This is a genomic window from Streptomyces capitiformicae (assembly GCF_002214185.1).
GTDB classification, from domain to species: Bacteria; Actinomycetota; Actinomycetes; order Streptomycetales; family Streptomycetaceae; genus Streptomyces; species Streptomyces capitiformicae.
The window spans coordinates 4,857,088-4,878,494 of record NZ_CP022161.1 but is presented as its reverse complement, the minus strand read 5'-3'; the positions used below and the strand labels follow the sequence as shown (position 1 = coordinate 4,878,494).

Below are 21,407 nucleotides of genomic sequence, written 5' to 3'. Positions count from 1 at the left end.
CCGCTACTTCCGCGCGGCCAGCGCCCTGTACTGCGACGTCCGCGCCAGCTTCGGGCCCAGCCAGCGCTTGAAGCGGCGCAGGGCCTCCAGTCGGCCGACCGCGCGGTCGAGGCGGTAGTAGAGCTGCGGCGGTACGTACGGCAGCAGTGGGGAGTGCCGTTGACCAAGGAGGGCGAACATCTGCTGTGGGGGGAGGTCGATGTAACGCTGGAGGTTCTCGTACCACTGGGCGCTGTGGCGGGCCGCGCTCTGCAGACGGAGCAGTTCGGCCTTGCGCCGCCGCTCGTACGCGGTGAGCGCGGCCTCCGGCTCCGGGTGGGCGCCCAGGGCCCCGGCCAGGCAGATGGCGTCCTCCAGGGCGAGGGTGGTGCCGGCGCCGATGGAGTAGTGGGTGGTGTGGGCCGCGTCGCCGAGCAGGACGACGTTGCCGTGGTGCCAGGTGCGGTTGGTCAGGGTACGGAAGTTCAGCCACCGTGCGGTGCCGTCGCCCTGGTCCCGGCCGATCAGGGGGTGGCCGTCGAGGATGTCGGCGAAGAGCTTCTCCAGCTGGGCCAGCCCGTCCGCCTCGCCCAGCTGGTCCAGGCCCAGGCCGCCGAGGGTCTCGGGGGAGCATTCGATGACGCAGGTGCTCTGTTCGTCGCTGAACTTGTATCCGTAGGCCCAGATCCAGCCGTGGTCGGTCTCCTGGAAGGAGAAGGTGAAGGAGTCGAAGACCTTGGTGGTGCCGAGCCAGATGTAGGCGTTGCGGCCGAGTGCGATGTCGCTGCCGAACTGTTGGGCGTATCTCCCGCGCACCGCACTGTTGACCCCGTCGCCCGCGACGACGAGGTCGGCGTCAGGGAGGTCGGCGGCGACGATCTCGTGCTCGTACTCCAGGTGTACGCCGAGGGAGCGGGCCCGTTCGCCGAGCAGTTCGAGCAGGCGGCGCCGTCCGATGCCGAAGCCCACGTCGCCGGGCTGGACCGTTGTACGGTCACGGACGTGGGCCACCCCTGCGTTCCAGCTGACGGAGTTCTCACTGATGGCGAGGGCGGTCTCGGGGTCGCTCGCGCGGAGCTTCTCCAGTAGTTCGGCCCAGTAGGTGACGCCCCAGCCGTATGTCGAACCGGCCGGGTTCCGCTCGAAAACGGTGATGTCGTGGGACGGGTTCCGCCGCTTCATCAGGATCGAGAAGTACAGGCTTGCCGGTCCGCCGCCGACGCACGCGATCTTCACACACACTCCCATTCCGCTACGCAAAGCGATCAGTTGGGCACGAAGAGTAACAGCGGGCGGGTACGCTTCGCGTTGACCCGGTTACGCCGTGTTCGTTCGGCGGAGCCGAGCTGTGTGTGATGCGGAACGCGATCAGGCCGTTCCCGCGGCCGCTGTGCGGCACTCCGGGTGGCCCCAGCCCCGGTCGTTCTTGGCGATGGGCTCGCCCGCGGCGTAGGGGCGGCCGCAGACACAGCGGCCGGGGAACTTCGCCTTGATGGTGCGGGACGAGGAGGAGGACGAACCGGAGCGGCCGGCCTTCGCCGGTCGCTTCGGTGTTCCGCTGCGGCGGGCCGGGACCGCGTCCGGTGCGGCCGGGGGTTCCGGCGAGCCCAGGTCGCTGCCGGCGGGCTGCTGGACGGTGGCGGCCTGGCTCGCCGCGCGGTCGGCGAAGTCGTTGAGGCGGTCGCCGTCGACCTGGTGGGCGGGGACGTAACGGAACTCCACCGAGCGCCCGGCGAGCAACTCGTCGATACGGACGACGAGTTCCTGGTTGGCGACCGGCTTGCCCGCCGCCGTGCGCCACCCGTTGCGCTTCCAGCCGGGCAGCCAGGTCGTGACGGCCTTCATCGCGTACTGGGAGTCCATCCGGATCTCGATCGGGACATCCGGGTCGGTGGCGGCCAACAGCCGCTCCAGCGCGGTGAGTTCGGCGATGTTGTTGGTGGCCTTGCCCAGCGGGCCGGCCTCCCAACGGGAGGGGATCTCGTCGTCCTCGGCGACCACCCAGGCCCAGCCCGCTGGTCCGGGGTTTCCCTTGGAGGCTCCGTCGCAGGCGGCCACAAAACGTTCCGACATGGCCTCGATCATGCCACGGCCGGGGGTGTGGGACCGTCCACGGGCCCCCACCCCCGGCGGCATGCAACGCCGGCTCAGCCCACATCGGTCAGCTTCGGCATCTCCCCCTGGGTGTTGGTGACGTCGATGACCGAGAACGAGGCGCCCTGCGGGTCGCTCAGCGCCGCGAAGCGGCCGAAGGGTGTGTCCATCGGGCCGAAGCGGAGGATGCCGCCGTGCTTGGTGGCGCGGTCGACGGCGGCGTCGCAGTCGTCGACGGTGAAGTAGACGTTGATGTACGGCGGTACCTCGGGCGGGAACTCCTCCGTCATCTTCATGCGGCCGAGGACCGGGTTCGCGCCGAGGTCGAAGACCCGGAAGTCCATGTCGGGGTTGCCGGGGTGGTCCATCTGCTTGGCCCGGTACGGGAAGACGGCCGGGAAGAAGGCGTCGGACTTCTCGGGTTCGCGGGTGAAGATCTCGGCCCACACGTACGCGCCGGGTACGCCCATGGCCTCGAAGCCCTCGTGGATACCGGCCTGCCAGACGCCGAAGACGACGCCGCCGGGGTCCCGGGCCAGCAGCATGGAGCCGAAGTCGCCGACCTGCATCGGTTCCATCAGCACGTCGCCGCCGTTGTCACGGATCTTGGTCGCGGTGGCGTTCACGTCGGGCGAGGCGAAGTACAGGCACCAGGCGGACTGACCCTCCTGCCCGGGCATCGGCGGGACGACGGCGGCCACCGCCTTGCCGTCCGAGTACGCCTGGGTGTAGTTGCCGTACTCGGAGGACGCCTCGCCGAACGTCCAGCCCAGTACGTCACCGTAGAAACTCTTCGCCCTCTCGACGTCGCTGAACATCGCGTCGGCCCAGCAGGGCGTTCCCTCGGGTTGTGCGGCCATGACTGCCACTCTTCTCGGCTCGACGGTGGTTTCCCCGGCTCTCACGCTAGCCAGGAGCGGGCCCTGTCGCGCGCCGAACGGGACGGACCGCAGGAAACTGGTGTGTCCAGGTCTTTACGGTCATCGGGAACGGCGAGGGGACGGGGATCGGGATGATGCACGCGTGGGAGGTGGCCCGGCCGGGGCCGATCGAGCAGGAGCCGTTGCGGTTCGTGGAGCGGCCGGTCCCGGTGCCCCGGGCCGACCAACTGCTGGTGCGGGTGCGGGCGTGCGGGGTCTGCCGGACCGATCTGCACGTCGCCGAGGGCGACCTGCCCGTGCGTCTGGCGGGCGTGACGCCCGGGCACGAGGTCGTCGGCGAGGTGGTGGGGACGGGCTCGGACGTACGGGGTTACGTGCCGGGCGACCGGGTGGGGATCGCCTGGCTGCGGCGCACGGACGGTACGTGCGCGTACTGCCTGCGCGGGGCCGAGAACCTGTGCCCGGCCTCCGAGTACACGGGCTGGGACGCCCACGGCGGTTACGCCGAGTACACGACGGTGCCGGCCGCCTTCGCCTACCCCCTGCCCGGCGGTGTCGACGACGTGACGCTCGCGCCGCTGCTGTGCGCGGGCATCATCGGCTACCGGGCGCTGCGGCGGGCCTCGCTGCCGCCGGGTGGACGGCTCGGGCTGTACGGCTTCGGCGGCAGCGCCCATCTGTGCGCCCAGGTCGCGCTGGCCCAGGGCGCGCGGGTGCATGTCATGACGCGGGGCGAGGCCGCGCGACGGCTCGCGCTGGAGCTCGGGTGCGACTCGGCGCGCGGGGCGTACGAGCCGCCGCCGGAGCCGCTCGACAGCGCGATTCTGTTCGCCCCGGTCGGCGACCTCGTGCCCGTGGCGCTGCGGGCCCTCGACCGGGGCGGCGTGCTGTCGGTCGCCGGCATCCATCTGACGGACACGCCACCGCTGCGCTACGAGACCGAGCTGTTCTACGAGAAGGAACTCCGCAGCGTCACCTCCAACACCCGTGAGGACGGCCGGGAGTTCCTGGCCCTCGCCGCCCGGCACGGTGTACGGGCCACGACGCACACCTACCCGCTGGCACGGGCCCGGGATGCGCTGCGGGACCTGAAGGCGGGCCGCTTCGACGGTGCGGCCGTGCTGGTCAACGATCTGGTCAACGACCTTCCGGCGCGGCATTGACCGTGAAGTCCCGGCCGGGAAATCGGTGGGGCGGGTCCACGGCTGTGTCTCTTCTGATAATTTCAGCCTCCGCTCGCACTCTCGTTCGCCTCGACTCGTGAGGTGCCTCCATGCCCGGCCGACCGTTCCGACGTACGGCGCTGCCGTGCGCCCGCGGCCGGTCGGCGTCGCGTCTGGTGCTCGTGGTCGTGCTGGCCCTGACCACCTTCGTACTGTTCTGCGCCGGCTCGCCTCCCGATGAGGCCCCGGCACCGCGTCCGCATTCCGTGTCGGCGGCGCCGGCGGCGGAAGGGGCGGTGACCGCGCGGGCCCGCCACGTGGAACGCGATCCCTGCGAGCACGGCCCGGACGGGCACCACTGCCACTCCGCCGATCCGCGCGCGGTGCTGGGCCACGCGCCGCTGCCGGGCGCCGATCACACCGCCGCGCCCTGGCAGCCGTCGACGGCTCCGGCGCTGCTGACGTCCGACAGGTCCGGGGAGCCGGGTCGGGCCCGGCCTCCCGATCTCCATGAACTGCAGTTGCTCCGGGTCTAGGCCGCCCTGCGCAGGCCACATGTGACACACCGAAGACGACTCGCAGGACCGCCATGCCCGTGCGGGGCACGGCGGGGAGAAGGACATTCCATGGCTTCATCCAAGTCGAAGGCCAAGAACAGCGCCCCGAAGGGCAAGAACACCACCAGCCCCAAGGCCAGGGAGGCGGCGCGGCGCGCCCGCGTCGAAGAGATACGCAAGGCCGAGCAGGCCCGTGAGCGGCGGATACGGCTGATCACGCTCGGCGCCACCACCGCGATCCTCGTCGCCCTGGTCGGCGGCGGCTGGTACCTGATCGACGCGGCGAACGAGAAGGAAGAGGCGAAGACCGCGCCGGTCGACGGCGTGAAGAGCTGGTCGAAGCTCACCCAGAAGCACGTCACCGGGACCGTCGACTACAAGATGAGCCCGCCGGTCGGCGGGGACCACAACCAGGTGTGGGTCAACTGCGACAAGCAGGTGTACACCAAGGCCGTGCCGAACGAGAACGCCGTGCACGCGCTGGAGCACGGCGCCGTCTGGATCACGTACAACGACAAGGCCGCCAAGGCGGACGTCGAGGCGCTGACCGAGAAGGTCACCAACACGACGTACACCTTCATGAGCCCGTACGAGGACCAGTCCTCGCCGATCGTGCTGAGCGCCTGGGAGCACCAGTTGAAGGTGGACAAGGCCTCCGACCCGCGGGTCCAGAAGTTCATCGACAAGTACGTCCAGGGCGAGCAGACGCCGGAGCCGGGCGCCGCGTGCTCCGGCGGTATGACGCCGTGAGGTGACGGCGGGGCGTCCGGTCGGATCGGGCGCCCCCATGACCGACGCGGGTCTTCCACCCTGCCGCCGGGTGTGCTTGCCTGGGGAGCCGTTTCGATGGCCGGGGCGGGAGTCGTCGTATGCGCAAGCCGTGGATCGTGGGAGTGGCAGGGGCGGTGCTGGCCGGGCTGTTGCTCGGCGCGTGCGGGGATCCTAAGTCCGCTCCCGATGAGGCGCCGCCGTCGGTCTCGGCACCGGATGCGTCGCCGACCACACGGCAGCGGGCCGCCACCGCGTCCCCCGACGCCCGCCCGGCCAAGACGGCGCCGAAGGTGCTCTACCTCGGGGACTCGCTCGCCATGGAGAACCAGAAGGTCCTCGGCGCGCAGTTGGAGGACGACCTCGACGCCCGGTACACGAGCGCCCCGTACTCGGGCACCACCCTGTGCGACTACCTGGAGGGCACCGCCGACAGGTCGCTCGTGCCGACCTCGGACAAGGCGGCCGCGCTGGTACGGCGACTGAGCCCCGACTATGTCGTCCTGCAGTTCTGGGGCAACGCCTGGGACTACACGCCGTGCATGGACGGCATCACGTACGACAAGGCCCCGGCGACGTACTTCGAGCGGTACGCGGACGCCGCGGGGCGGCTCACCGAGCAGATCGCGGACGCGGGCGGCACGCACCGGCCGACGATCGTCTGGGTGCTCCAGGGGCCGGATCCGATCACCCCGGACCGGGTCCGGCGTGTGAACGCCCTCTACGAGAAGCAGGCCAAGGCCTCCGGCGACCTCGTCGCCGACGCCGGCAAGGCCGTCAGCCCGGCCTCGGACCGCTACACCTGGACCCAGTACCTGCCGTGCACGGCGTACGAGCGTGAGCACGACGGCTTCTGCACCCAGCCGGGCCAAAGCCGCACGGCCCTCCACCGCGACGACGACTACCTGCACTTCTGTCTGGCCCCGACGACGTCGAAGCCGAAGCCCTGCCCGGTGCTCTCCCCCGGCATCACGCGGATCGCGCGGGCGATCACCCTGGTGATCACGGACGCGAGCGCCTGAGGCAGGCAATCACATGCAGCACCTCTCAGCAGATCGGGCGAAGTCCGCTGCGGTTCGGCCGCGCCCTGAAGGGGCGCGGGGCGGAACATTCTGCGGCACCGCCGCGATGGGGGTCCCCCCGCGCGAGCGCAGCCGAGCGTGGGGGAGCGACCAGCCACGACGGTGAGCAGCCAGGCGGTGAGGGAGACGCTCACGTTCCTCCGGGTGCAGGTGGTGCACAGGAGAGCCTCACCGAGCTCATGAGCCACCACTACCCACACCGGGTAAAGCCGGGTAAAGAACGCCCGAAATCCTCGTAGGTGCTACTCGCCCGCGTACGCCTTCTCCAGGGCGGCGATGTCGAACTTGCCCATCGAGAGCATCGCCTTGGTCGCGCGGACCGCCTTCTGCGGGTCCGGGTCGTTCATCATCTCCATGAGTGCGGCGGGCTCGACCTGCCAGGACACGCCGAACCTGTCCTTGACCCAGCCGCAGGGGCCTTCCTCGCCGCCCTCGGTGAGCCTGCTCCAGTAGTAGTCGATCTCCTCCTGGTCGGCGCAGAGGATCTGGAAGGAGATGGCCTCGTTGAACTTGAACTCCGGGCCGCCGTTCAGGGCGATGAACTTCTGGCCGTTGGCCACGAACTCCACGGTGAGCACGGTGCCGGCGGGCCCGGGACCGGCCTCGCTGTAGTGGGTGACCCGGCCGAGACGGGAGTTCTTGAAGACCGAGACGTAGAACGCGGCCGCCTCCTCGGCCTGGCCGTCGAACCACAGGCAGGTGATGAATCCGTCGCTGGACATGTGTGCCTCCTCCGGCGGGTGTGTCGCCATCTCTGTCGATGCCGTCATCTCTTCGACCGATGCTGGTTCGAAAACTCATCGGTGGCGTGGGCAAGTCTTGGTGTGCTCTGCTGTCGGCGAATCTGCCGTGGGCAGAGAAAGCCCAGGTGAGAGGCGGTTCTTGGGGAGAGTGGAGGCAGCGGCCGACGCGGCCGCGGCAACCGACAGGGAGGACTCATGGCTCCACTGATCACCGGCTGGGCTCCGGCGCTCGCCCCGCGCGCGGAGGAGGGCGACACCCCGCCCTCACGGTTCGACGACCATCTCGCCGCGCAGCTTCTCGCCCAGCGGATCGTCTTCCTCGGCACCCAGGTCGACGAGGTCTCCGCCAACCGGGTGTGCGCCCAGTTGCTGGTGCTGTCGGCGGAGGACCCGCGTACCGACATCAGCCTGTACATCAACAGCCCGGGCGGTTCCGTGACGGCGGGACTCGCCATCTACGACACGATGCGGCTGATCCCGAACGACGTGTCGACGCTGGCGATGGGCTTCGCGGCGAGCATGGGCCAGTTCCTGCTGACCGTGGGCACGCACGGCAAGCGGTTCGCGCTGCCCAACGCGCGGATCATGATGCACCAGCCGTCGGCGGGCATCGGCGGGACCACCGCCGACATCGAGATCCAGGCGGAGAACCTGGAGTTCACCAAGAAGGCCGTCGAGCGGATCACGGCGGAGCACACCGGCCAGACCGAGGAGACGATCTCCCGGGACGGCGACCGGGACCGCTGGTTCACGGCCGAGCAGGCCAGGGAGTACGGGATGGTCGACCGGGTCGTCGAGTCGCTCGACGACGTACGGCCGGCCTCGTCGCGCCGACGGATGGGACTGCAGTGATGGGGACGTACACCATTCCGAACGTGGTTGAGCGGACCCCGCAGGGTGAGCGGTCGTACGACGTGTTCAGTCGGCTGCTGTCCGAGCGGATCATCTTCCTCGGCACGGGGATCGACGACGGGGTGGCGAACGTCGTCATCGCGCAGCTGCTGCATCTGGAGTCGTCGGCGCCGGAGAGCGAGATCGCGATCTACATCAACTCGCCCGGGGGATCGTTCACTTCGCTCATGGCGATCTACGACACGATGAGGTACGTGCAGGCGCCGATCTCGACGACGTGTGTGGGGCAGGCGGCGTCCACGGCGGCGGTCCTGCTCGCGGGTGGGGATCCCGGGCGGCGGTTCGTGCTGGAGCATGCGCGGGTGTTGCTGGGACAGCCGGCGAGTGGGGGGAGCCGGGGGACGGTGTCGGACCTCGCGCTCCAGGCCAAGGAGATGGTGCGGATTCGGGCGCAGGTCGAGGAGGTTCTTACCCGGCATACGCACCACGGTGTGGCGGAGCTTCGTGCGGACATGGACCGGGACAAGGTGTTCACGGCGGAGGAGGCGGTGGCGTACGGGCTGGCTGATGAGGTGTTGAGTCGTCGGTTGGTGGGGGTCTGACCGCACTGTTCCCCGCGCCCTGCAGGGCGCGGGGAACAGTCACGCGGCAACCAGGCACAGCCCGTCGTAGGGGGCGTTGGGGGTCCTGTGTGTGCGTGTCGTGTGGTGGGTCAGCTCGTCCTGGGCCAGAGAAAGCAGGTCGGTCAGACGAAGGCCCAGTGCCCCGGCGGCGGCCGCCAGGACCTCCGACGAGGCCTCCTTGCGGCCGCGTTCAACCTCGGAGAGGTACGGCATGGAGATGCGGGCCGCGTCCGCCACGTCCTTGAGGGTGCGTTCCTGCGCGAGACGCTCGCGTCGGAGGACGTCGCCCACGAGGTCGCGCCACAGGGGTTCCTTGGCGGGCGCCTCGTCGGGGACGGGGGCGGGCGCGGGGCGCAGGGGGATGACGCGGGCTTCGTTGGACGCTTGTCGGCTCACTCATCCAGACTATGAGGCCTCCGCGGGACGGGAAGAGTCCGGCGTTCCGCCCTCAGGGGAATCCGGGTTCAGGAGAGTTCGAGCGAAGGGTACGGCGATGCTGAGGGCCATTTTCAACGAGGCGGCGGAGCTGTACGACCGGGCCCGGCCCCGCTATCCCGACGCGTTGGCCGCGGAGCTGGCCGCGCTGACGGGGCTGGGCCCCGGTACGCGTGTTCTGGAGATCGGGCCCGGCGCAGGGCAACTCACCGTCGCGTTGGCCGAGTTCGGGTGTGATCTGACGGCCGTCGAGCTCGGTCCGGCGATGGCGGAGGTGGCCCGGCGTAATCTGCGGCCCTTTCCGCGGGCGCGGGTAGAGGTGGCCGAGTTCGAGCGGTGGCCGCTGCCCGCCGAGCCGTTCGACCTGGTGGTGAGCGCGACCGCGTTCCACTGGCTCGATCCGACGGTACGGGTGCCCAAGGTGGGCCAAGCCCTGCGCCCCGGCGGCACCTTCGCGCTCGTCACCACGGAGCACGTCAAGGGCGGCACCGTCGACTTCTTCGCCCGGGCACAGGAGTGCTACGAGCGCTGGGACCCGGCCACGCCGCCAGGGCTGCGGCTCCAGGACGAGTCCGAGATCGCCACGGACACGGGCGAGTTGGCCGAGTGGGACGACCTGCGCTCGTACCGGTGCACGCGGGAGATCACGTACACGGCTCAGGAGTACATCGACGTGCTCCTGACCTACTCCGGGCACCGCGCGCTCGACGCGCTCGCCCGCGAGGGCCTGTTGGGCTGCATCCGGGAACTGATCGACACACGCCACGGCGGGCGGATCACCAAGTGCTACATGCACGAGCTGATCACGGCGCGGCGACCGGCCCAGACAGCCGCGAACTGACCGATGCGGGGGGCGCGCTCGCCGGCTACTGACCGATGCGGCCGTCTATGCGTTCACGCAGGAGGTCCGCGTGGCCGTTGTGCCGGGCGTACTCCTCGATCATGTGGACCACGACCTCGCGGAGGGCGATGGGCTCGTGGTGGTGGGTGCGGGGGTGGCGAGGTCGGGAGTGCCGGCCACGAGCTTCTCCGCGAAGGCGACCTGGGCGCGCCATGTCTCCCAGGCTTCGGCGACGACCTCGGGGTCGGGCACCGCGCCGTTGAAGTCGAGGTCGGGGTCGTCCTCGGTGCAGTAGAGCTTCGGGACGTCCTCGCCCGCCATGGCCTTGCGGAACCAGTAGTGCTCCACGCGGGCCATGTGGCGTACGAGTCCCAGCAGCGACATGGTGGACGGCGGCACCGAGCGGCGGGCCAGGGCCTCGGCGTCGAGTCCCGCGCACTTCAGCTCCAGGGTGAGCCGCTGGTCGCGCAGATATCCGACCAGTGTGGCCCGCTCCCCCTCGAATCCCCCGTCGCTACGCGGATCCTCCTCCGGGCCGACGAACATGTCCGACCATCCGAACGTGCGGTCCGGCAGGGGCTCTTCGGGCGACGGCGACTCGATGATGTGGGTCATGGGGACGAGCTTCGGCGGCTTCCGGACGGGCCGCCACCCATTTTCCGTTCCCGTAGAACCCTCGCTTCCGGCTTGTTCAGGACGCCGGGGGCCCGTTCGGCGCCGGGATGTCATCGAGGGAGGCCGATCCGGTCGTCGTGGTGTCGTCGAGCGGTGTGTCGGCGGTCTCCGGCTCGGGCTCCTGTTCCGGAGCGGGCTCGGAGGTCGTGGTCTCCGGGTCTGGCGCGGGCTCGGAGGTGGTGGTCTCCGGTTTCGTCGGGGGTGAGGTGGTCGGTGTCGCCGAGGACGACGAGGGGCACGGGCTCGTTTCCTTGCGCGGGCACGGCTCGGGCGACTCGGAGGGCGGGGCCTCGGAGAACGACGTCGACGCCGACGGGGAGGGCTGGTTGACGGGCGGGTTGGTCTTCTTGTCCCTCTCGCCCGTGTCGCCGGAGGGGCGGCTGAACCAGTCGTCGCGGTCGGGGTCGTAGAGGATGAACACGTTGACGATCACCGTCGAGCGTTCGATGACCACGACGTTCTGCGGCCGGTACGACGGCCAGGAATCCCCCCTCGGCTTGGGTGTGGTCTTCAGCGCGACCGGCGGCTTCAGCGGGTTGCCGCAGGCGCAGCGCACCCGGGGCACCCCTCGGTCGTCGACGAGGACGGCGGTGCCGGCCTGGAGGACGGCCTGGTAGCTGGTGGCGGCGCCGTCGCGGTAGCCGTGGTTGGTGACGCGGGTGTCCATGCGCAGCTGCACCGGGGTGAGTGCGCGCAGGTGGGCCGCGACGTCGGAGGACCTGATGCCGAGGACGGAGGCGAACGCGTTGGTCTTGCTCGGGTTCGCCTGGAGGAACTTGATCTGCTTCTCGACGTCGCAGCTGGCGACCTTACGGGTGCCGCCGTACAGTCCGGGGGCCGACCCGTCCACGGCGCGCGTCACGTTGGGGGGTTCCGACCTGGTCGGTGTCGCCGAGGGTGTCTCGGGCGGGGTGGAACTGTCCGTCGCCGTCGACTCGGTGAACGGGTCGGGGCCCGACTTGTCGGCGGCCTGGAGGAAGACCTCTCCGCCGCCGCCGTCGCCGCCCGACCCGCCCGAGCGGGTGAAGACGACGATCAGGGCCACGGCGACGAGGGCCGCGGTGGTCATGAGGGCGATGCGGGGAGCGGACCGCCACCACGGCTGACCAGGGTGCCCGGGCCCCTGGCCGGGGCCGCCAGGACCGCCGGGGCCTCCTCCTGTGCCGCCGGTTCCGCCCGGGCCCGAGGCATCGCCCGGCGGTTCCGGAGGGATCTGGCCGCTCGGGCGCGTCGGGCCGGCCGGGGTCCGGCCGGGTTGCGACGGCCCGGACAAGGGGCCGGAAGGCGGCCCGGACGGGCGGCCGGAGGGCGGTTCTTCGACGCTCACGGGGCTTCTCCCGCCGTAAGGATTCCGCGGCCCTTCTTGTTGCACTTATCGCGTTTCATTCCACTTTCGTCCGCTTTCTTCCGCAACAGGCTCATTGTGTGCTCCGGTCCTGTGCCGCCCGCAAGCGGAGGCGGGTGGGGCCTCCCGGCGCGCGGAGTGCCCCGGCCGTGCTTAGCGTGGCAAGAGTGAGTCCCCAGACCCTGCGTCCCGAGAAGACGACGCCCGCGCGGGCGGTCGCCCGCCACGGCTGGCCCCAGGCCCTCGGAACCGTGCTCGCCGGGCTGATCGTGATGGTCGTGGTGGCCTCGCTCGGGCTGTGGGCGGCGGGTGCGGCGGACCTCCCGGACAACGCCTTTCCGCGTGTCGTCGCGGCCACCTTCGTGACGGCGGTCGGCGGCACGATCGAGCTCTCCGGCGGCGCCGGGGCCATCGCCGAAACCCAGGCCGGTCTGACCGTGATCCCGCTGTCAGTGACCCTGGCCGGCGCGTTGGTGATGGCCGCCGGTTTCCTACGGCCCCTGCGGCACCGAGCGGTCGCCGGGGCGCCCGAACTGGCGGGCTGGGCCGCCCGGATCGCCGTCCTGTGGCTGGCTGCGCTGATCGGCCTCTCGCTCGGGGCCCGGCAGACGTTCGCGATCCCGCTCGGCGAGGTGGGCGACTTCTTCGGCACCTCGGCCGAGGTGGGGTTCGAGGCGGCCGTGGCGCCGACCGTCTTCTTCGGGCTGCTGTGGCTCGCCGGGGTCTTCGTCCTGGCGCTGCTGGTGTCGCGGGCGCCGCTTCCGGCGCGGCTGCTGCGGTTCCAGGAGTCGGTGCGGCCGGCCGCGTACGCGATGGTCGTGCTGCTGTTGGCGTACGTCGCTCTCGGGCTGGTGATCGGGGTGGTGGTGGCGTTGACGCGCGGGCACGCCGCCGAGACGGCCGCGGTGATTCTGCTGGGTCTGCCGAACGTCGTGTGGCTGGTCTTCACGATCGGTCTGGGAGCCACCTGGGACGGCCAGGTCGAGGGGCCGTTCGGACTGCCGATGCCGAAGCTGCTGGACCAGGTGATGCGCGGGCCCGACGTGTCGACGCTCGACCTGGGCTCGCTGGCCGAGTTCGACGGCAGGGTGTGGTGGCTGGTGGTCGTGAACGCGGTGCTGCTGCTGGGCGCCGCGTTCGTGATGGCGGTGCGTTCCCCGGCCCGGGTACGGCTGTGGCAGCACGCGGTGCACATGACGGTCGCCCTCCTGCTCACGGTCCTGATGATCTGTCTGGTCGCCCGGATCTCCGCCCACTACGGCCTGTCGGTACTCGGCATCGGCGACCTCGGTGGCGATCTGAGCGGGGAGTTGTTCCTGCGTCCCCGGATGTGGTCCGCGCTGGGCTTCGCCGTGCTGTGGGGGCTGGTGACCGGGTTCGTCGGCGGGGTGCTGGCGAAGGGGGTTCGACGGCGGGGTGCGGTCGACGGCGTCGGGTAGGGCAGCGCGCCGGAGGACGGGCCGGGCGGCGCCTGGCAGGCGCCTGGCAGGCGCCACTTTCGACACAGGCCCTAGAAGGGGCGGGCGCCGGCGCGGACAAGCGGCCCGTGCGGTGGAGGGCGTACACCGATGCGGCGCAGGCCGGGCCGAGGGCGCACAGCGAGATCCATGGCAGTGCGGGCAGGCCCGCCTCGCGGGCGGCGTCCAGGGCGGCGCCGGTGGGAAGGTTGCCAAGTGTGATGCCGAGTCCGCAGACGGTGTTGTGGAGCCCGTAGTGTGTGGCGACGAGCCGGCGCGATCGCCCCGTGAGTGAGTCCGACGGCGAACAGCACGACGGCGAGGCCCAGCACGCGCAGCAGCGGGCCAGAGCAGGCGCGGGCCCGAGCCATGCGTCGGGGTGACCAAGACGTAGTCACCCCGTGATGCCGGCGCGTCGGGGAAGTCGATCGTCCGGTCCCCCGGCACACAACGTCAACTCGTCATGCCAATGACCGGTTTGCTTCGGCGAGCATCAGCCATGCCGTCTGCGGTCTCTCAACCGGCGGTCTGCGTCAGGTCCGTGGCACGGCGGGCCAGGAGGGAGGCTCGGATCTCTCCGGCTCGTACGGCGGTGGTGGACAGCAGGGTCGAGGTGAGGCCGTGGGTGTGTTCGGTGCCGCCCTGGAGGTAGATGCCGGCGGTGACGTTCGGGGCGGTGGCCACGCGGTGGTCGCGGCCGACCTTCAGGGCGTCCTCGTCGTCGCGGAGGCAGAGTTTGCCCATCTCCCCCAGGTTGTCCCCGATGCCCTGGGGCTGGTAGCCGGTGGCGTAGACGAGCAGGTCGGAGGCGAGGACCTCGCGCTTCCTGGTCGGGAGGAACTCCACGGTCACGCGTACGTCGTCGGCACCCACCGCGACGTCGCGGATCCGGGAGACGTTCATCATCCGCAGCCGCTCCCGTCCCTGGACCTTCTCCTGGTACATCGCCCTGGACAGGGACTCGATCACCTCCATGTCGACGACGGAGTAGTTGGTGCTGCGGTGGTAGTCGTAGAGGGACTGTTTCACCTCACGAGGGGCGCCGTAGTACAGGTCGACGGCCTCGGGGTCGAAGATCTTGTTGGCGAACGGGCTGTCGTCGGCCGGGGTGTAGCCGTACTTGGCGAAGACGGAGCAGATCTCGGCCTCGGGGAAGCTGCGGTGGAGGTAGTCGACGGCTTCCGCCGCGCTCTGGCCGGCGCCGAGGACCACGGCGCGGCGTACCGGTACGCCGGAGCGCTGGACTTCGTCGACGCGGGGCAGCAACTCGCTGGTGTGCCAGACCCGTTGGGAGAGAAGCGCGCCGGGCGGCAGATGGGGTTCCAGACCGGTGGCCACACAGACGCTGCGGGTGCGGCGGACGGTCAGGTGACCCGGGTCGCGGGGATCGCGCGTGGTGACGTCGAAGTGGCGGATCTCGCCGTCCTCGGTGACCGGGCGCACGGAGACGACCTCGGAGGAGTACTCGACGAGATGTGCGACCCGGGCGGCCGCCCATTCGAAGTAGCGCCCGCTCGACGAACCGCTCGCGCAGCCGGGCCAGGGTCGTCTCGCCCAGCCGGGCGATCAGCGACAGCCCGAACCCGGCGGTGACGCCCTGCGCCACGGCGACGACCACCAGCAGTCCCGCGGTGCCCGTGATGGCGTCGACGGACCCGCGCTCGGCGGCCAGGTCGACGATCCGGCCCAGCAGGGGCGGCACCAGCAGCCCTACGGCGGTGGAGCCGACCATGACGCCGAACGCCGCCAGCACCGACCACCGCTGCGGGCGCATCAGTTCGGCGACGGCGGCACGGGTGCGGGCGGGGGTGGCGACGGGGAGCAGTTCGGGGGCGGCGCGGATGCCGGCGTCGGGGGCGGGCTCGACGGCGGCGGGCTCGACGGCGGCGGTGGGTTCGGTCATGGTGCCGGTGAGTTCCGTGGTGGTGCCGGTGCCCGTGGTCTCGTTCATGTGAGGACCGCCGTCCGGTAGTCCGCGCAGTCGTGGATCAGGCGTTCGTGGTCGCCTGTCGCGGTGACGCGGCCGGCGTGGAGGAGGACGACCCGGTCGGTGACGGCGAGGAGGGCGGGGCTGTTGGTCACCAGCAGCGTGGTGCGTCCGCTGCGGACCTCCCTGATGCCGGTGGCGATCCGTACCTCGGTGACGGCGTCGACGGCGGTCGCGGGCTCGTGTACGACGAGGGCCGGTGCGTCTGCCGCCAACGCCCGGGCGAGGGCGACGCGTTGGCGCTGTCCGCCGGACAGGGAACGGCCGCGTGCGGTGACGGGCGTGTCGAGGCCGTCGGGCAGTGCGCGGGCGACCTCGTCGGTGCCGGATGCGGTCAGCGCGGCGGCGACCGCCCCGCTGTGGGCGTCGGTCGTTCGGCCACCGACCGCGGCGGTGACGTTCTCCCGGACCGTCCCTTCGAACAGGTCGGCCTCGTGCTCGGCGACGACGATCACCGCGCGTACGTCTCCGAGTGCGAGCGCACGTCGGCCTGGAGAGGACGTGGCGGGGCTGTCGGCGCGGCGGACCCTGGATCTGGGCGGCGCCACGGTGCTCCCCGGCTTCATCGACGCCCATGTGCACCTGGCCTGGGCGGGGTTGAAGGCCGAGGCTCCCAGCGTGGCGCCGAGCCGGTGTGCCGACGACGTACTCCGTGTCGTGGCGGAACCGGTGACCCGGGCCCCGGCCGGCGGCTGGGTGGACTTCGGCGGCTACGACCAGCGCACCCTGGACCGCCGACTCACCGCCGCCGACCTCGATGCCGTCAGCGCGGGCCGCAAGGTGTACTGGGCCACCTCTCCGGTCATGCCTGCCTGGTCAACTCGGCGATTCTCGACGGCCTTCCGGCGGACGTGGCCCGAGCCGACGGTTTCCTCGCGGAGGGCGCCATGGGAGCCGCGCTGAAGACCCGGCCTCCGCACTCCCTCACCGAACTGGCGTCGGCGACGGAAAGCCGTGGCCGCGCCCGTGAGCAACGCCGGTAGGCTCCGAGGCATGCGGATCTCCGTCTCCTCCGACATGGACGAACCCGTCGCGCGCTTCCTCGTCGCGGAGCTGCGCGATCGGGGCCACGAAGTACTGCCGCACGGGGCGCTGCGGCCCGGGGACGACCCCCAGTGGGCGGTCTGCTCGGAGGCGGCGGCCCGTGAGGTCGCCTCCGGTGTGGCGGAGCAGGCGGTCGTGTGCTGCTGGACGGGGACCGGCGCGTCGATCGCCGCGAACAAGGTGCCAGGGGTACGGGCCGCCCTGTGCACGGACGCGTACACGGCGGACGGCGCCCGCCGCTGGAACGACGCCAACGTGCTGGCGATCGGCCTGCGCCTGACCTCCGAGCCGCTTCTGAAGGAGATCCTCGACGCCTGGTTCGCCGCCGAGGCCAGCCAGGACGCCGACGACCGGGAGAACGTGGCTCGCGTCGAGCGGCTCGATGCCGGTCGGGGGACCACTCCGGCCGAGTGAAGTCCGGCTACGAACCGCGCTGAATGAAGATCGGCCTGGCCCAAGGGGGCGGTTCCGGTGGTGGTCCGGGCGGCCCCGGTGTCGCCGGGACAGCCCGGGTCGGCGCGTGTTCCGGCGCCGGCACGCGTGCCGTACCGGCGACGCCCCTGAGGGCGGCCACGAAGGACAGACAGGAGTCGTACCGGTCGTCGGGGCTCTTCGCCAGCGCCTTCGCCAGCACCTCGTCCAGCGCCGCCGGCAGGCCGGGGCGCCCCTCACTCAACGGAGGCGGCTGGTCGTACTGGTGGGCCCACAACAGCGCCATGTCGTCGTCGCGCTGGAAGGGCGGCCGGCCGACGAGCGTCTCGTGGACGACACAGGCGAGGCTGTAGACATCGCAGCGGCCGTCGACCGGCTTGCCCGAGATCTGTTCCGGCGCCACATAGTCGAGCGTCCCGACGAACTGGCCCACGCTGGTGAAGCCGGTCAGGGACAGCGACTTCTTCGTCAGGCCGAAGTCGGTGAGGTAGACGTGCTCGGGGTGGTCGCTGTCCGTGCCCTGCGCGACCAGGATGTTGCCGGGTTTGACGTCCCGGTGCACCAGACCGTGGTCGTGCGCGGCATCCAGCGCGGAAGCCACCTGCGCGGCGATCCGCGTGGCGGTCGCGACCGGCAACGGGCCCTCCCGGTCCAGGAGATGACGCAGGTCCCGTCCGGCGACGTACCGCATGGCGATGTAGAGGACGCCGTCCGTCTCGCCCGCCTCGAAGACCGGCACGATGTGCGGATGGTCGATCGCGGCAGCCACCCGTGACTCGTGGGTGAAGCGGCGCCGGAAGGTGTCGTTGCGGGCCAGCTCCGGGGCGAGGAGTTTCAGCGCGACGGTCCGGTCCAGCCGCAGGTCCCTGGCCTGGTAGACGACGGCCATGCCGCCGCGGCCGATCTCGCGCTCGAGGCGATAGCTCGCGATCTGCCGTCCGACGAGCTCGGACGGCCGCCCCGAGAACGGCTGCGTCTCACTCATCGGGGTTCACCGGCGGGACCAGACGGGTGGGTTCGTGATCGGTCGGTCCGTGATCCTCCGCCCCTTGCTCCCTCGGTGCGCGCCCGAATTCCCCTACGACACGGGTGGGCTCCGGTGCCGGGACCGCCGCGGGGGCCGGTGGGGCCGGGTTCTCGTGCGGCTCCTCCGCGACGGCGAACGTGCTCAGCCTTGTCCCGTCGCAGTACACCCACCGCTCGTGCGTGGCGTCGAACAGCCACAGCGACTCCCCGTCCACGACGACTCCGATCCGCACTCCCTTCGTACGGTCCCGGAAGGACTCCCCGTCGAGGCGTCCGGCCGCCAGGGCCTCGGCCTCCGTGCGGTAGCACGCGAGGGCCTCCTCGACACGGGCCAGCAGGGGGCGCGGGTCGGCCGTGCGGGCGGGTGCGGTGCCGGCGACGGGCGGGTTCTGGGGAATGGCGACCAGGAGGCGGCCGTCGACCCAGGCGGACCAGCCGTTGGCGCACAGGATGTGGCCCCAGTCGCCGCGCCGGTCGAGGAGTTGGACGGGCAGGAGGGCGTCGAGGGGCACGGTGGGGCGGGCGGGGTCGGGGCTCTCCCAGGCGGGCATTCCGCCCGGGGGGACGACGTGCGTGGGGAGGAACCGGGGGGTGGCCATCGCGGCTACTTCCGCATCACTGCGGGTTCGCGGTGGCGCAGCAGCCGGGCGACCACGTATCCGCAGACCAGCGACAGCACGACCAGCATGCCCATGTCGAGCAGCCACACGCCCGCGGAGTGCTCGAACAGCGGGTCCGCCTTGTCGGGGACGATCCGTTCGAGGTCGATCGTGCCGGCCATCGCGGCGAACGCCCACCGCGACGGCACCAGCCACGCCAGTTGTTCGAGGACGATCGTGCCCTTGACGTCCAGCAGCGCGCCGCAGAACACGACCTGGATGATCGCGAGGAGCACCAGCAGGGGCATGGTGACCTCCTCCTTGCGGACGAGCGCGGAAACGACGAGGCCCAGCATCATCGCCGTGAAGGCGAGCAGCGCCACGGCCACCGTGATCTCGACGAGCGGCGGCATCAACACGCCTTCGCCACCGGGGGCGTTGAGATCGACGCCGAGCAGGGCGACCAGGGTGAGGACGACGGCCTGGAGGACGGTGATCGTGCCGAGGACGACGACCTTGGACATCAGGTACGCGGATCTGGACAGGCCGACGGCGCGTTCACGCCGGTAGATCACGCGTTCCTTGACCAGTTCGCGCACCGCGTTCGCCGCACCGGTCAGGACGCCGCCGACGCACAGGATGAGCAGCGCGTTCATGGCCGTCTCGCGGTCCAGCTCGCTGCCCGCGAGCGCTCTCGCCATGGCGCCCATCACGAACGGCAGCGCGATCATGATGGCGAGGAAGGTCCGGTCGGCGCTGAGCGCGGCCGCGTACCGGCGGACCAGGGTGCCCAGCTGGGCGCCCCAGCTCTGTGCCTTGGGTGGCGGCGCCACCGCGACCGGCGCCTCCTCGGACAGATACGGCTGGCCCATGGACGCGACGACGTACTGGCGGTGGAACGGCGAGTCCTGGTACTCCCCGGCCCAGTCCCGGTCCTGATCCCGTTCGAAGGCCTCGAACGCCTCCGGCCACTGCTCGAAGCCGAAGAAGGCGAGGGCGTCGTCCGGCGGCCCGTAGTAGGCGACCTTGCCGCCGGGTGCGAGCACGAGGAGCCGGTCGCAGACGTCGAGGCTGAGGACGCTGTGGGTGACGACGATGACCGTACGGCCGTCGTCGGCGAGGCCGCGCAGCATGTGCATCACCGAGCGGTCCATGCCGGGGTCGAGACCGGAGGTCGGCTCGTCGAGGAAGAGCAGGGAGGGCTTCGTCAGCAGTTCCAGGGCCACGCTGACCCGCTTGCGCTGGCCGCCGGAGAGGCTGTGGATGGACTGGTCGGTACGTTGTTCGAGGCCCAGCTCACGGATCACCTCGTCGACCCTGTCCTGCCGCTCCGCCTTCGCGGTGTCCTGCGGGAAGCGCAGCTCGGCGGCGTACGCGAGGGCCCTGCGGACGGTCAGCTGGGCGTGCAGGATGTCGTCCTGCGGGACGAGTCCGATGCGCTGGCGCAGCTCGGCGTAGTCGTGGTACAGGTCGCGGCCGTCGTACAGGACGGTGCCCCGGTCGGCGGGGCGCTGCCCGGTCAGGGCGTTGAGGAGGGTGGACTTTCCGGAGCCGCTGGGGCCGACGACGGCGAGGAGGCATTTCTCGCCGACCGGAAAGGCGACCTTGTCGAGCAGTGTCTTGCGGCCGTGGTCGACGGCGACGGTCAGTTCCTGGACATCGAGCGAGATCTCGCCGGTGTCGACGTACTCCTGGAGCTCGTCGCCGACCAGGCAGAACGCGGAGTGACCGATGCCGACGATGTCACCGGGAGTGACCGGGGCTTGGTCGACGGGGCTGCCGTTGAGGAAGGTGCCGTTGTGGCTGCCGAGATCGACGATCTCGTACGTGCCGTCCGGCCGCGCCCGGAGTTCCGCGTGCCGGCGGGAGACGACGAGGTCGTCGATGACCAGGTCGTTGTCAGCGGCACGGCCGATGCGGACGGTGCGCTCGGGCAGCGGGCGGACGCTGGTGGGCTGCCGGAAGGTGCCGGTCGAGGCGGGGTGGAAGATGGCGGTGGGGCGCTCGGCGGCGAGGCCGGTGAGGACGGCACGGGGACCGTCGACGAGGCTGCCGAAGCGGATGACGCTGCCCGGCCCCACATCCCAGGCGTGGACGCGGTGGCCGTCGGCGTAGGTGCCGTTGGTGCTGTTCTCGTCCTCGATGATCCAGTGGTCGGCGTGTGCCTTGAGTACCGCGTGGTGCCACGAGACCCGGTCGTCGTCGAGGACGACGTCGCTGCGCGGGTCGCGTCCGACGTGGTACTCGTGGCTCGGGGTCATCACCGTGGAGCCCGACTCGGTCTCCAGGACGAGTTCGGGCGCAGTCGGTGCCATCGACCGCTCCGCCATGCCCGAAATTCTACCGATCCGCCCGGATATGCGCCCAGGCGCATATCCGGTACGGGGGTCAGGCGGCGGGAGCGGCGATCCGCTGGGCGATGCGCTGCATGCGAACGGCGTCGACGGACTCGGCGAGCAGCTCATACTCGGTGGTGTCATCGTTGGTGGCGATGCGGACCAGGTTTCCAGCGGCCAACTCCTCGGCTACCAGCTCCTGTTGGGCGCTGTCCGCGGACCAGGCGCGCAGCAGGCTCGGCACGTCCGGGACGGTGTCCGCGACCGGGACGACCGCGTTCGGCGGGTAGTTCGGATTCTCGGGCTGCGGGTCGAGGCGTTCGGCGATCCATAACGCGCGGTCGCGCATCCACCACAGCGCCAGCGCCAGGGTGGGGGCGCGGTAGGTACCCAGGGGTACACCCACCCGCTGGCCGCCGCACATGCCGTACGCGGTGACATGGCACAGGAACTCGTCGTGCACGCCTCGCTCCCCCGTTCGCACCATC

Annotated in this window: 19 protein-coding genes and 6 pseudogenes; 10 read left to right on the top strand and 15 right to left on the bottom strand. The window is 71.0% G+C overall.

Going from position 1 to position 21,407, the window contains the following annotated elements:
• Positions 1-3: 3 nt before the first annotated feature.
• The 3 genes from CES90_RS21750 to CES90_RS21740 form a co-directional block, all read right to left on the bottom strand.
• Positions 4-1,215, bottom strand: a complete 1,212-nt coding sequence (locus CES90_RS21750; RefSeq protein ID WP_189786354.1) for an FAD-dependent monooxygenase — start codon at positions 1,213-1,215, stop codon at positions 4-6.
• A 132-nt stretch (positions 1,216-1,347) separates the two neighbouring features.
• Positions 1,348-2,064: a ribonuclease H family protein gene (locus tag CES90_RS21745; RefSeq protein WP_189786355.1), complete on the bottom strand. Its 717-nt coding sequence runs from the start codon at positions 2,062-2,064 to the stop codon at positions 1,348-1,350.
• Positions 2,065-2,126: 62 nt separating this feature from the next.
• On the bottom strand, positions 2,127-2,933 hold the full coding sequence (locus CES90_RS21740; protein ID WP_189786356.1) for a VOC family protein: 807 nt from the start codon (positions 2,931-2,933) through the stop codon (positions 2,127-2,129).
• Between the two features lie 155 nt (positions 2,934-3,088).
• Here CES90_RS21740 and CES90_RS21735 point away from each other — a divergent pair, with 155 nt between their 5' ends.
• From CES90_RS21735 to CES90_RS21720, 4 genes are all read left to right on the top strand, one after another.
• On the top strand, positions 3,089-4,117 hold the full coding sequence (locus CES90_RS21735; RefSeq protein WP_189786390.1) for a zinc-binding alcohol dehydrogenase family protein: 1,029 nt from the start codon (positions 3,089-3,091) through the stop codon (positions 4,115-4,117).
• 110 nt (positions 4,118-4,227) lie between these two features.
• Entirely contained in the window at positions 4,228-4,653 is a 426-nt protein-coding gene (locus CES90_RS21730; RefSeq protein ID WP_189786357.1) for a DUF6153 family protein, read from the top strand.
• Positions 4,654-4,743: 90 nt separating this feature from the next.
• Positions 4,744-5,424 (top strand): DUF3105 domain-containing protein, encoded by a 681-nt coding sequence (locus CES90_RS21725; protein WP_189786358.1) that lies wholly within the window; start codon positions 4,744-4,746, stop codon positions 5,422-5,424.
• A gap of 119 nt (positions 5,425-5,543) precedes the next feature.
• Positions 5,544-6,464 (top strand): SGNH/GDSL hydrolase family protein, encoded by a 921-nt coding sequence (locus CES90_RS21720; RefSeq protein ID WP_189786359.1) that lies wholly within the window; start codon positions 5,544-5,546, stop codon positions 6,462-6,464.
• A gap of 302 nt (positions 6,465-6,766) precedes the next feature.
• On the opposite strand, the gene CES90_RS21715 is transcribed toward CES90_RS21720, so the two are convergent.
• Positions 6,767-7,246: a VOC family protein gene (locus CES90_RS21715; RefSeq protein ID WP_189786360.1), complete on the bottom strand. Its 480-nt coding sequence runs from the start codon at positions 7,244-7,246 to the stop codon at positions 6,767-6,769.
• Positions 7,247-7,462: 216 nt separating this feature from the next.
• On the opposite strand from CES90_RS21715, the gene CES90_RS21710 reads away from it, so the two are divergent.
• Together CES90_RS21710 and CES90_RS21705 are read left to right on the top strand one after the other, a co-directional pair.
• Entirely contained in the window at positions 7,463-8,119 is a 657-nt protein-coding gene (locus tag CES90_RS21710; protein ID WP_189786361.1) for an ATP-dependent Clp protease proteolytic subunit, read from the top strand.
• Positions 8,119-8,721: a ClpP family protease gene (locus tag CES90_RS21705; protein ID WP_189786362.1), complete on the top strand. Its 603-nt coding sequence runs from the start codon at positions 8,119-8,121 to the stop codon at positions 8,719-8,721. Before CES90_RS21710 ends, CES90_RS21705 begins: the two co-directional genes overlap by 1 nt.
• Positions 8,722-8,760: 39 nt before the next feature.
• On the opposite strand, the gene CES90_RS21700 is transcribed toward CES90_RS21705, so the two are convergent.
• Positions 8,761-9,138: a helix-turn-helix domain-containing protein gene (locus tag CES90_RS21700; RefSeq protein ID WP_189786363.1), complete on the bottom strand. Its 378-nt coding sequence runs from the start codon at positions 9,136-9,138 to the stop codon at positions 8,761-8,763.
• A 97-nt stretch (positions 9,139-9,235) separates the two neighbouring features.
• Here CES90_RS21700 and CES90_RS21695 point away from each other — a divergent pair, with 97 nt between their 5' ends.
• On the top strand, positions 9,236-10,018 hold the full coding sequence (locus CES90_RS21695) for a class I SAM-dependent methyltransferase (protein ID WP_189786364.1): 783 nt from the start codon (positions 9,236-9,238) through the stop codon (positions 10,016-10,018).
• A gap of 25 nt (positions 10,019-10,043) precedes the next feature.
• Here CES90_RS21695 and CES90_RS21690 read toward each other — a convergent pair.
• A pseudogene (locus CES90_RS21690) lies at positions 10,044-10,564 on the bottom strand (DinB family protein).
• Between the two features lie 145 nt (positions 10,565-10,709).
• Positions 10,710-12,020, bottom strand: a complete 1,311-nt coding sequence (locus CES90_RS21685) for a DUF6777 domain-containing protein (RefSeq protein WP_189786365.1) — start codon at positions 12,018-12,020, stop codon at positions 10,710-10,712.
• 185 nt (positions 12,021-12,205) lie between these two features.
• Here CES90_RS21685 and CES90_RS21680 point away from each other — a divergent pair, with 185 nt between their 5' ends.
• Complete coding sequence (locus CES90_RS21680) at positions 12,206-13,477, top strand: streptophobe family protein (protein ID WP_189786366.1); 1,272 nt, start codon at positions 12,206-12,208, stop codon at positions 13,475-13,477.
• Positions 13,478-13,544: 67 nt separating this feature from the next.
• Here the strand turns inward: CES90_RS21680 and CES90_RS49755 are convergent.
• From CES90_RS49755 to CES90_RS21665, 4 pseudogenes are all read right to left on the bottom strand, one after another.
• A pseudogene (locus CES90_RS49755) lies at positions 13,545-13,769 on the bottom strand (MFS transporter); the annotation flags it as partial.
• Positions 13,770-14,011: 242 nt separating this feature from the next.
• Positions 14,012-15,001: pseudogene (locus CES90_RS21675) on the bottom strand (SidA/IucD/PvdA family monooxygenase); the annotation flags it as partial.
• Positions 15,000-15,398 (bottom strand): annotated as a pseudogene (locus CES90_RS49750) (ABC transporter ATP-binding protein); the annotation flags it as partial. The pseudogenes CES90_RS21675 and CES90_RS49750, both read right to left, overlap by 2 nt.
• A 44-nt stretch (positions 15,399-15,442) precedes the next feature.
• A pseudogene (locus tag CES90_RS21665) lies at positions 15,443-15,964 on the bottom strand (ATP-binding cassette domain-containing protein); the annotation flags it as partial.
• Positions 15,965-15,977: 13 nt separating this feature from the next.
• On the opposite strand from CES90_RS21665, the pseudogene CES90_RS21660 reads away from it, so the two are divergent.
• Positions 15,978-16,447 (top strand): annotated as a pseudogene (locus tag CES90_RS21660) (amidohydrolase family protein); the annotation flags it as partial.
• Between the two features lie 28 nt (positions 16,448-16,475).
• The gene (locus CES90_RS21655) at positions 16,476-16,940 is read left to right on the top strand and encodes an RpiB/LacA/LacB family sugar-phosphate isomerase (protein ID WP_189786368.1); all 465 of its coding nucleotides are present in this window, start codon (positions 16,476-16,478) and stop codon (positions 16,938-16,940) included.
• A gap of 7 nt (positions 16,941-16,947) precedes the next feature.
• On the opposite strand, the gene CES90_RS21650 is transcribed toward CES90_RS21655, so the two are convergent.
• Genes CES90_RS21650 through CES90_RS21635 form a run of 4 tightly spaced genes read right to left on the bottom strand, consistent with a single transcriptional unit; the run spans position 16,948 to position 21,382 of the window.
• Positions 16,948-17,943 (bottom strand): serine/threonine-protein kinase, encoded by a 996-nt coding sequence (locus CES90_RS21650; RefSeq protein WP_189786369.1) that lies wholly within the window; start codon positions 17,941-17,943, stop codon positions 16,948-16,950.
• Positions 17,936-18,583, bottom strand: coding sequence for an SH3 domain-containing protein (locus tag CES90_RS21645; protein WP_189786370.1), 648 nt, complete (start codon positions 18,581-18,583; stop codon positions 17,936-17,938). Before CES90_RS21645 ends, CES90_RS21650 begins: the two co-directional genes overlap by 8 nt.
• Before the next feature lie 5 nt (positions 18,584-18,588).
• Positions 18,589-20,913: an FHA domain-containing protein gene (locus CES90_RS21640; RefSeq protein WP_189786371.1), complete on the bottom strand. Its 2,325-nt coding sequence runs from the start codon at positions 20,911-20,913 to the stop codon at positions 18,589-18,591.
• Between the two features lie 58 nt (positions 20,914-20,971).
• Positions 20,972-21,382, bottom strand: coding sequence for a hypothetical protein (locus CES90_RS21635; protein ID WP_189786372.1), 411 nt, complete (start codon positions 21,380-21,382; stop codon positions 20,972-20,974).
• Positions 21,383-21,407: the final 25 nt, after the last annotated feature.

Coding starts and splice junctions, on each gene's coding strand:
- CES90_RS21715 (WP_189786360.1), bottom strand. CDS start 7,246: ATGTCCAGCGACGGATTCATCACCTGCCTGTGGTTCGACGGCCAGGCC.
- CES90_RS21650 (WP_189786369.1), bottom strand. CDS start 17,943: ATGAGTGAGACGCAGCCGTTCTCGGGGCGGCCGTCCGAGCTCGTCGGA.
- CES90_RS21705 (WP_189786362.1), top strand. CDS start 8,119: ATGGGGACGTACACCATTCCGAACGTGGTTGAGCGGACCCCGCAGGGT.
- CES90_RS21745 (WP_189786355.1), bottom strand. CDS start 2,064: ATGATCGAGGCCATGTCGGAACGTTTTGTGGCCGCCTGCGACGGAGCC.
- CES90_RS21735 (WP_189786390.1), top strand. CDS start 3,089: ATGCACGCGTGGGAGGTGGCCCGGCCGGGGCCGATCGAGCAGGAGCCG.
- CES90_RS21640 (WP_189786371.1), bottom strand. CDS start 20,913: ATGGCGGAGCGGTCGATGGCACCGACTGCGCCCGAACTCGTCCTGGAG.
- CES90_RS21710 (WP_189786361.1), top strand. CDS start 7,463: ATGGCTCCACTGATCACCGGCTGGGCTCCGGCGCTCGCCCCGCGCGCG.
- CES90_RS21645 (WP_189786370.1), bottom strand. CDS start 18,583: ATGGCCACCCCCCGGTTCCTCCCCACGCACGTCGTCCCCCCGGGCGGA.
- CES90_RS21695 (WP_189786364.1), top strand. CDS start 9,236: ATGCTGAGGGCCATTTTCAACGAGGCGGCGGAGCTGTACGACCGGGCC.
- CES90_RS21720 (WP_189786359.1), top strand. CDS start 5,544: ATGCGCAAGCCGTGGATCGTGGGAGTGGCAGGGGCGGTGCTGGCCGGG.
- CES90_RS21725 (WP_189786358.1), top strand. CDS start 4,744: ATGGCTTCATCCAAGTCGAAGGCCAAGAACAGCGCCCCGAAGGGCAAG.
- CES90_RS21730 (WP_189786357.1), top strand. CDS start 4,228: ATGCCCGGCCGACCGTTCCGACGTACGGCGCTGCCGTGCGCCCGCGGC.
- CES90_RS21740 (WP_189786356.1), bottom strand. CDS start 2,933: ATGGCCGCACAACCCGAGGGAACGCCCTGCTGGGCCGACGCGATGTTC.
- CES90_RS21655 (WP_189786368.1), top strand. CDS start 16,476: ATGCGGATCTCCGTCTCCTCCGACATGGACGAACCCGTCGCGCGCTTC.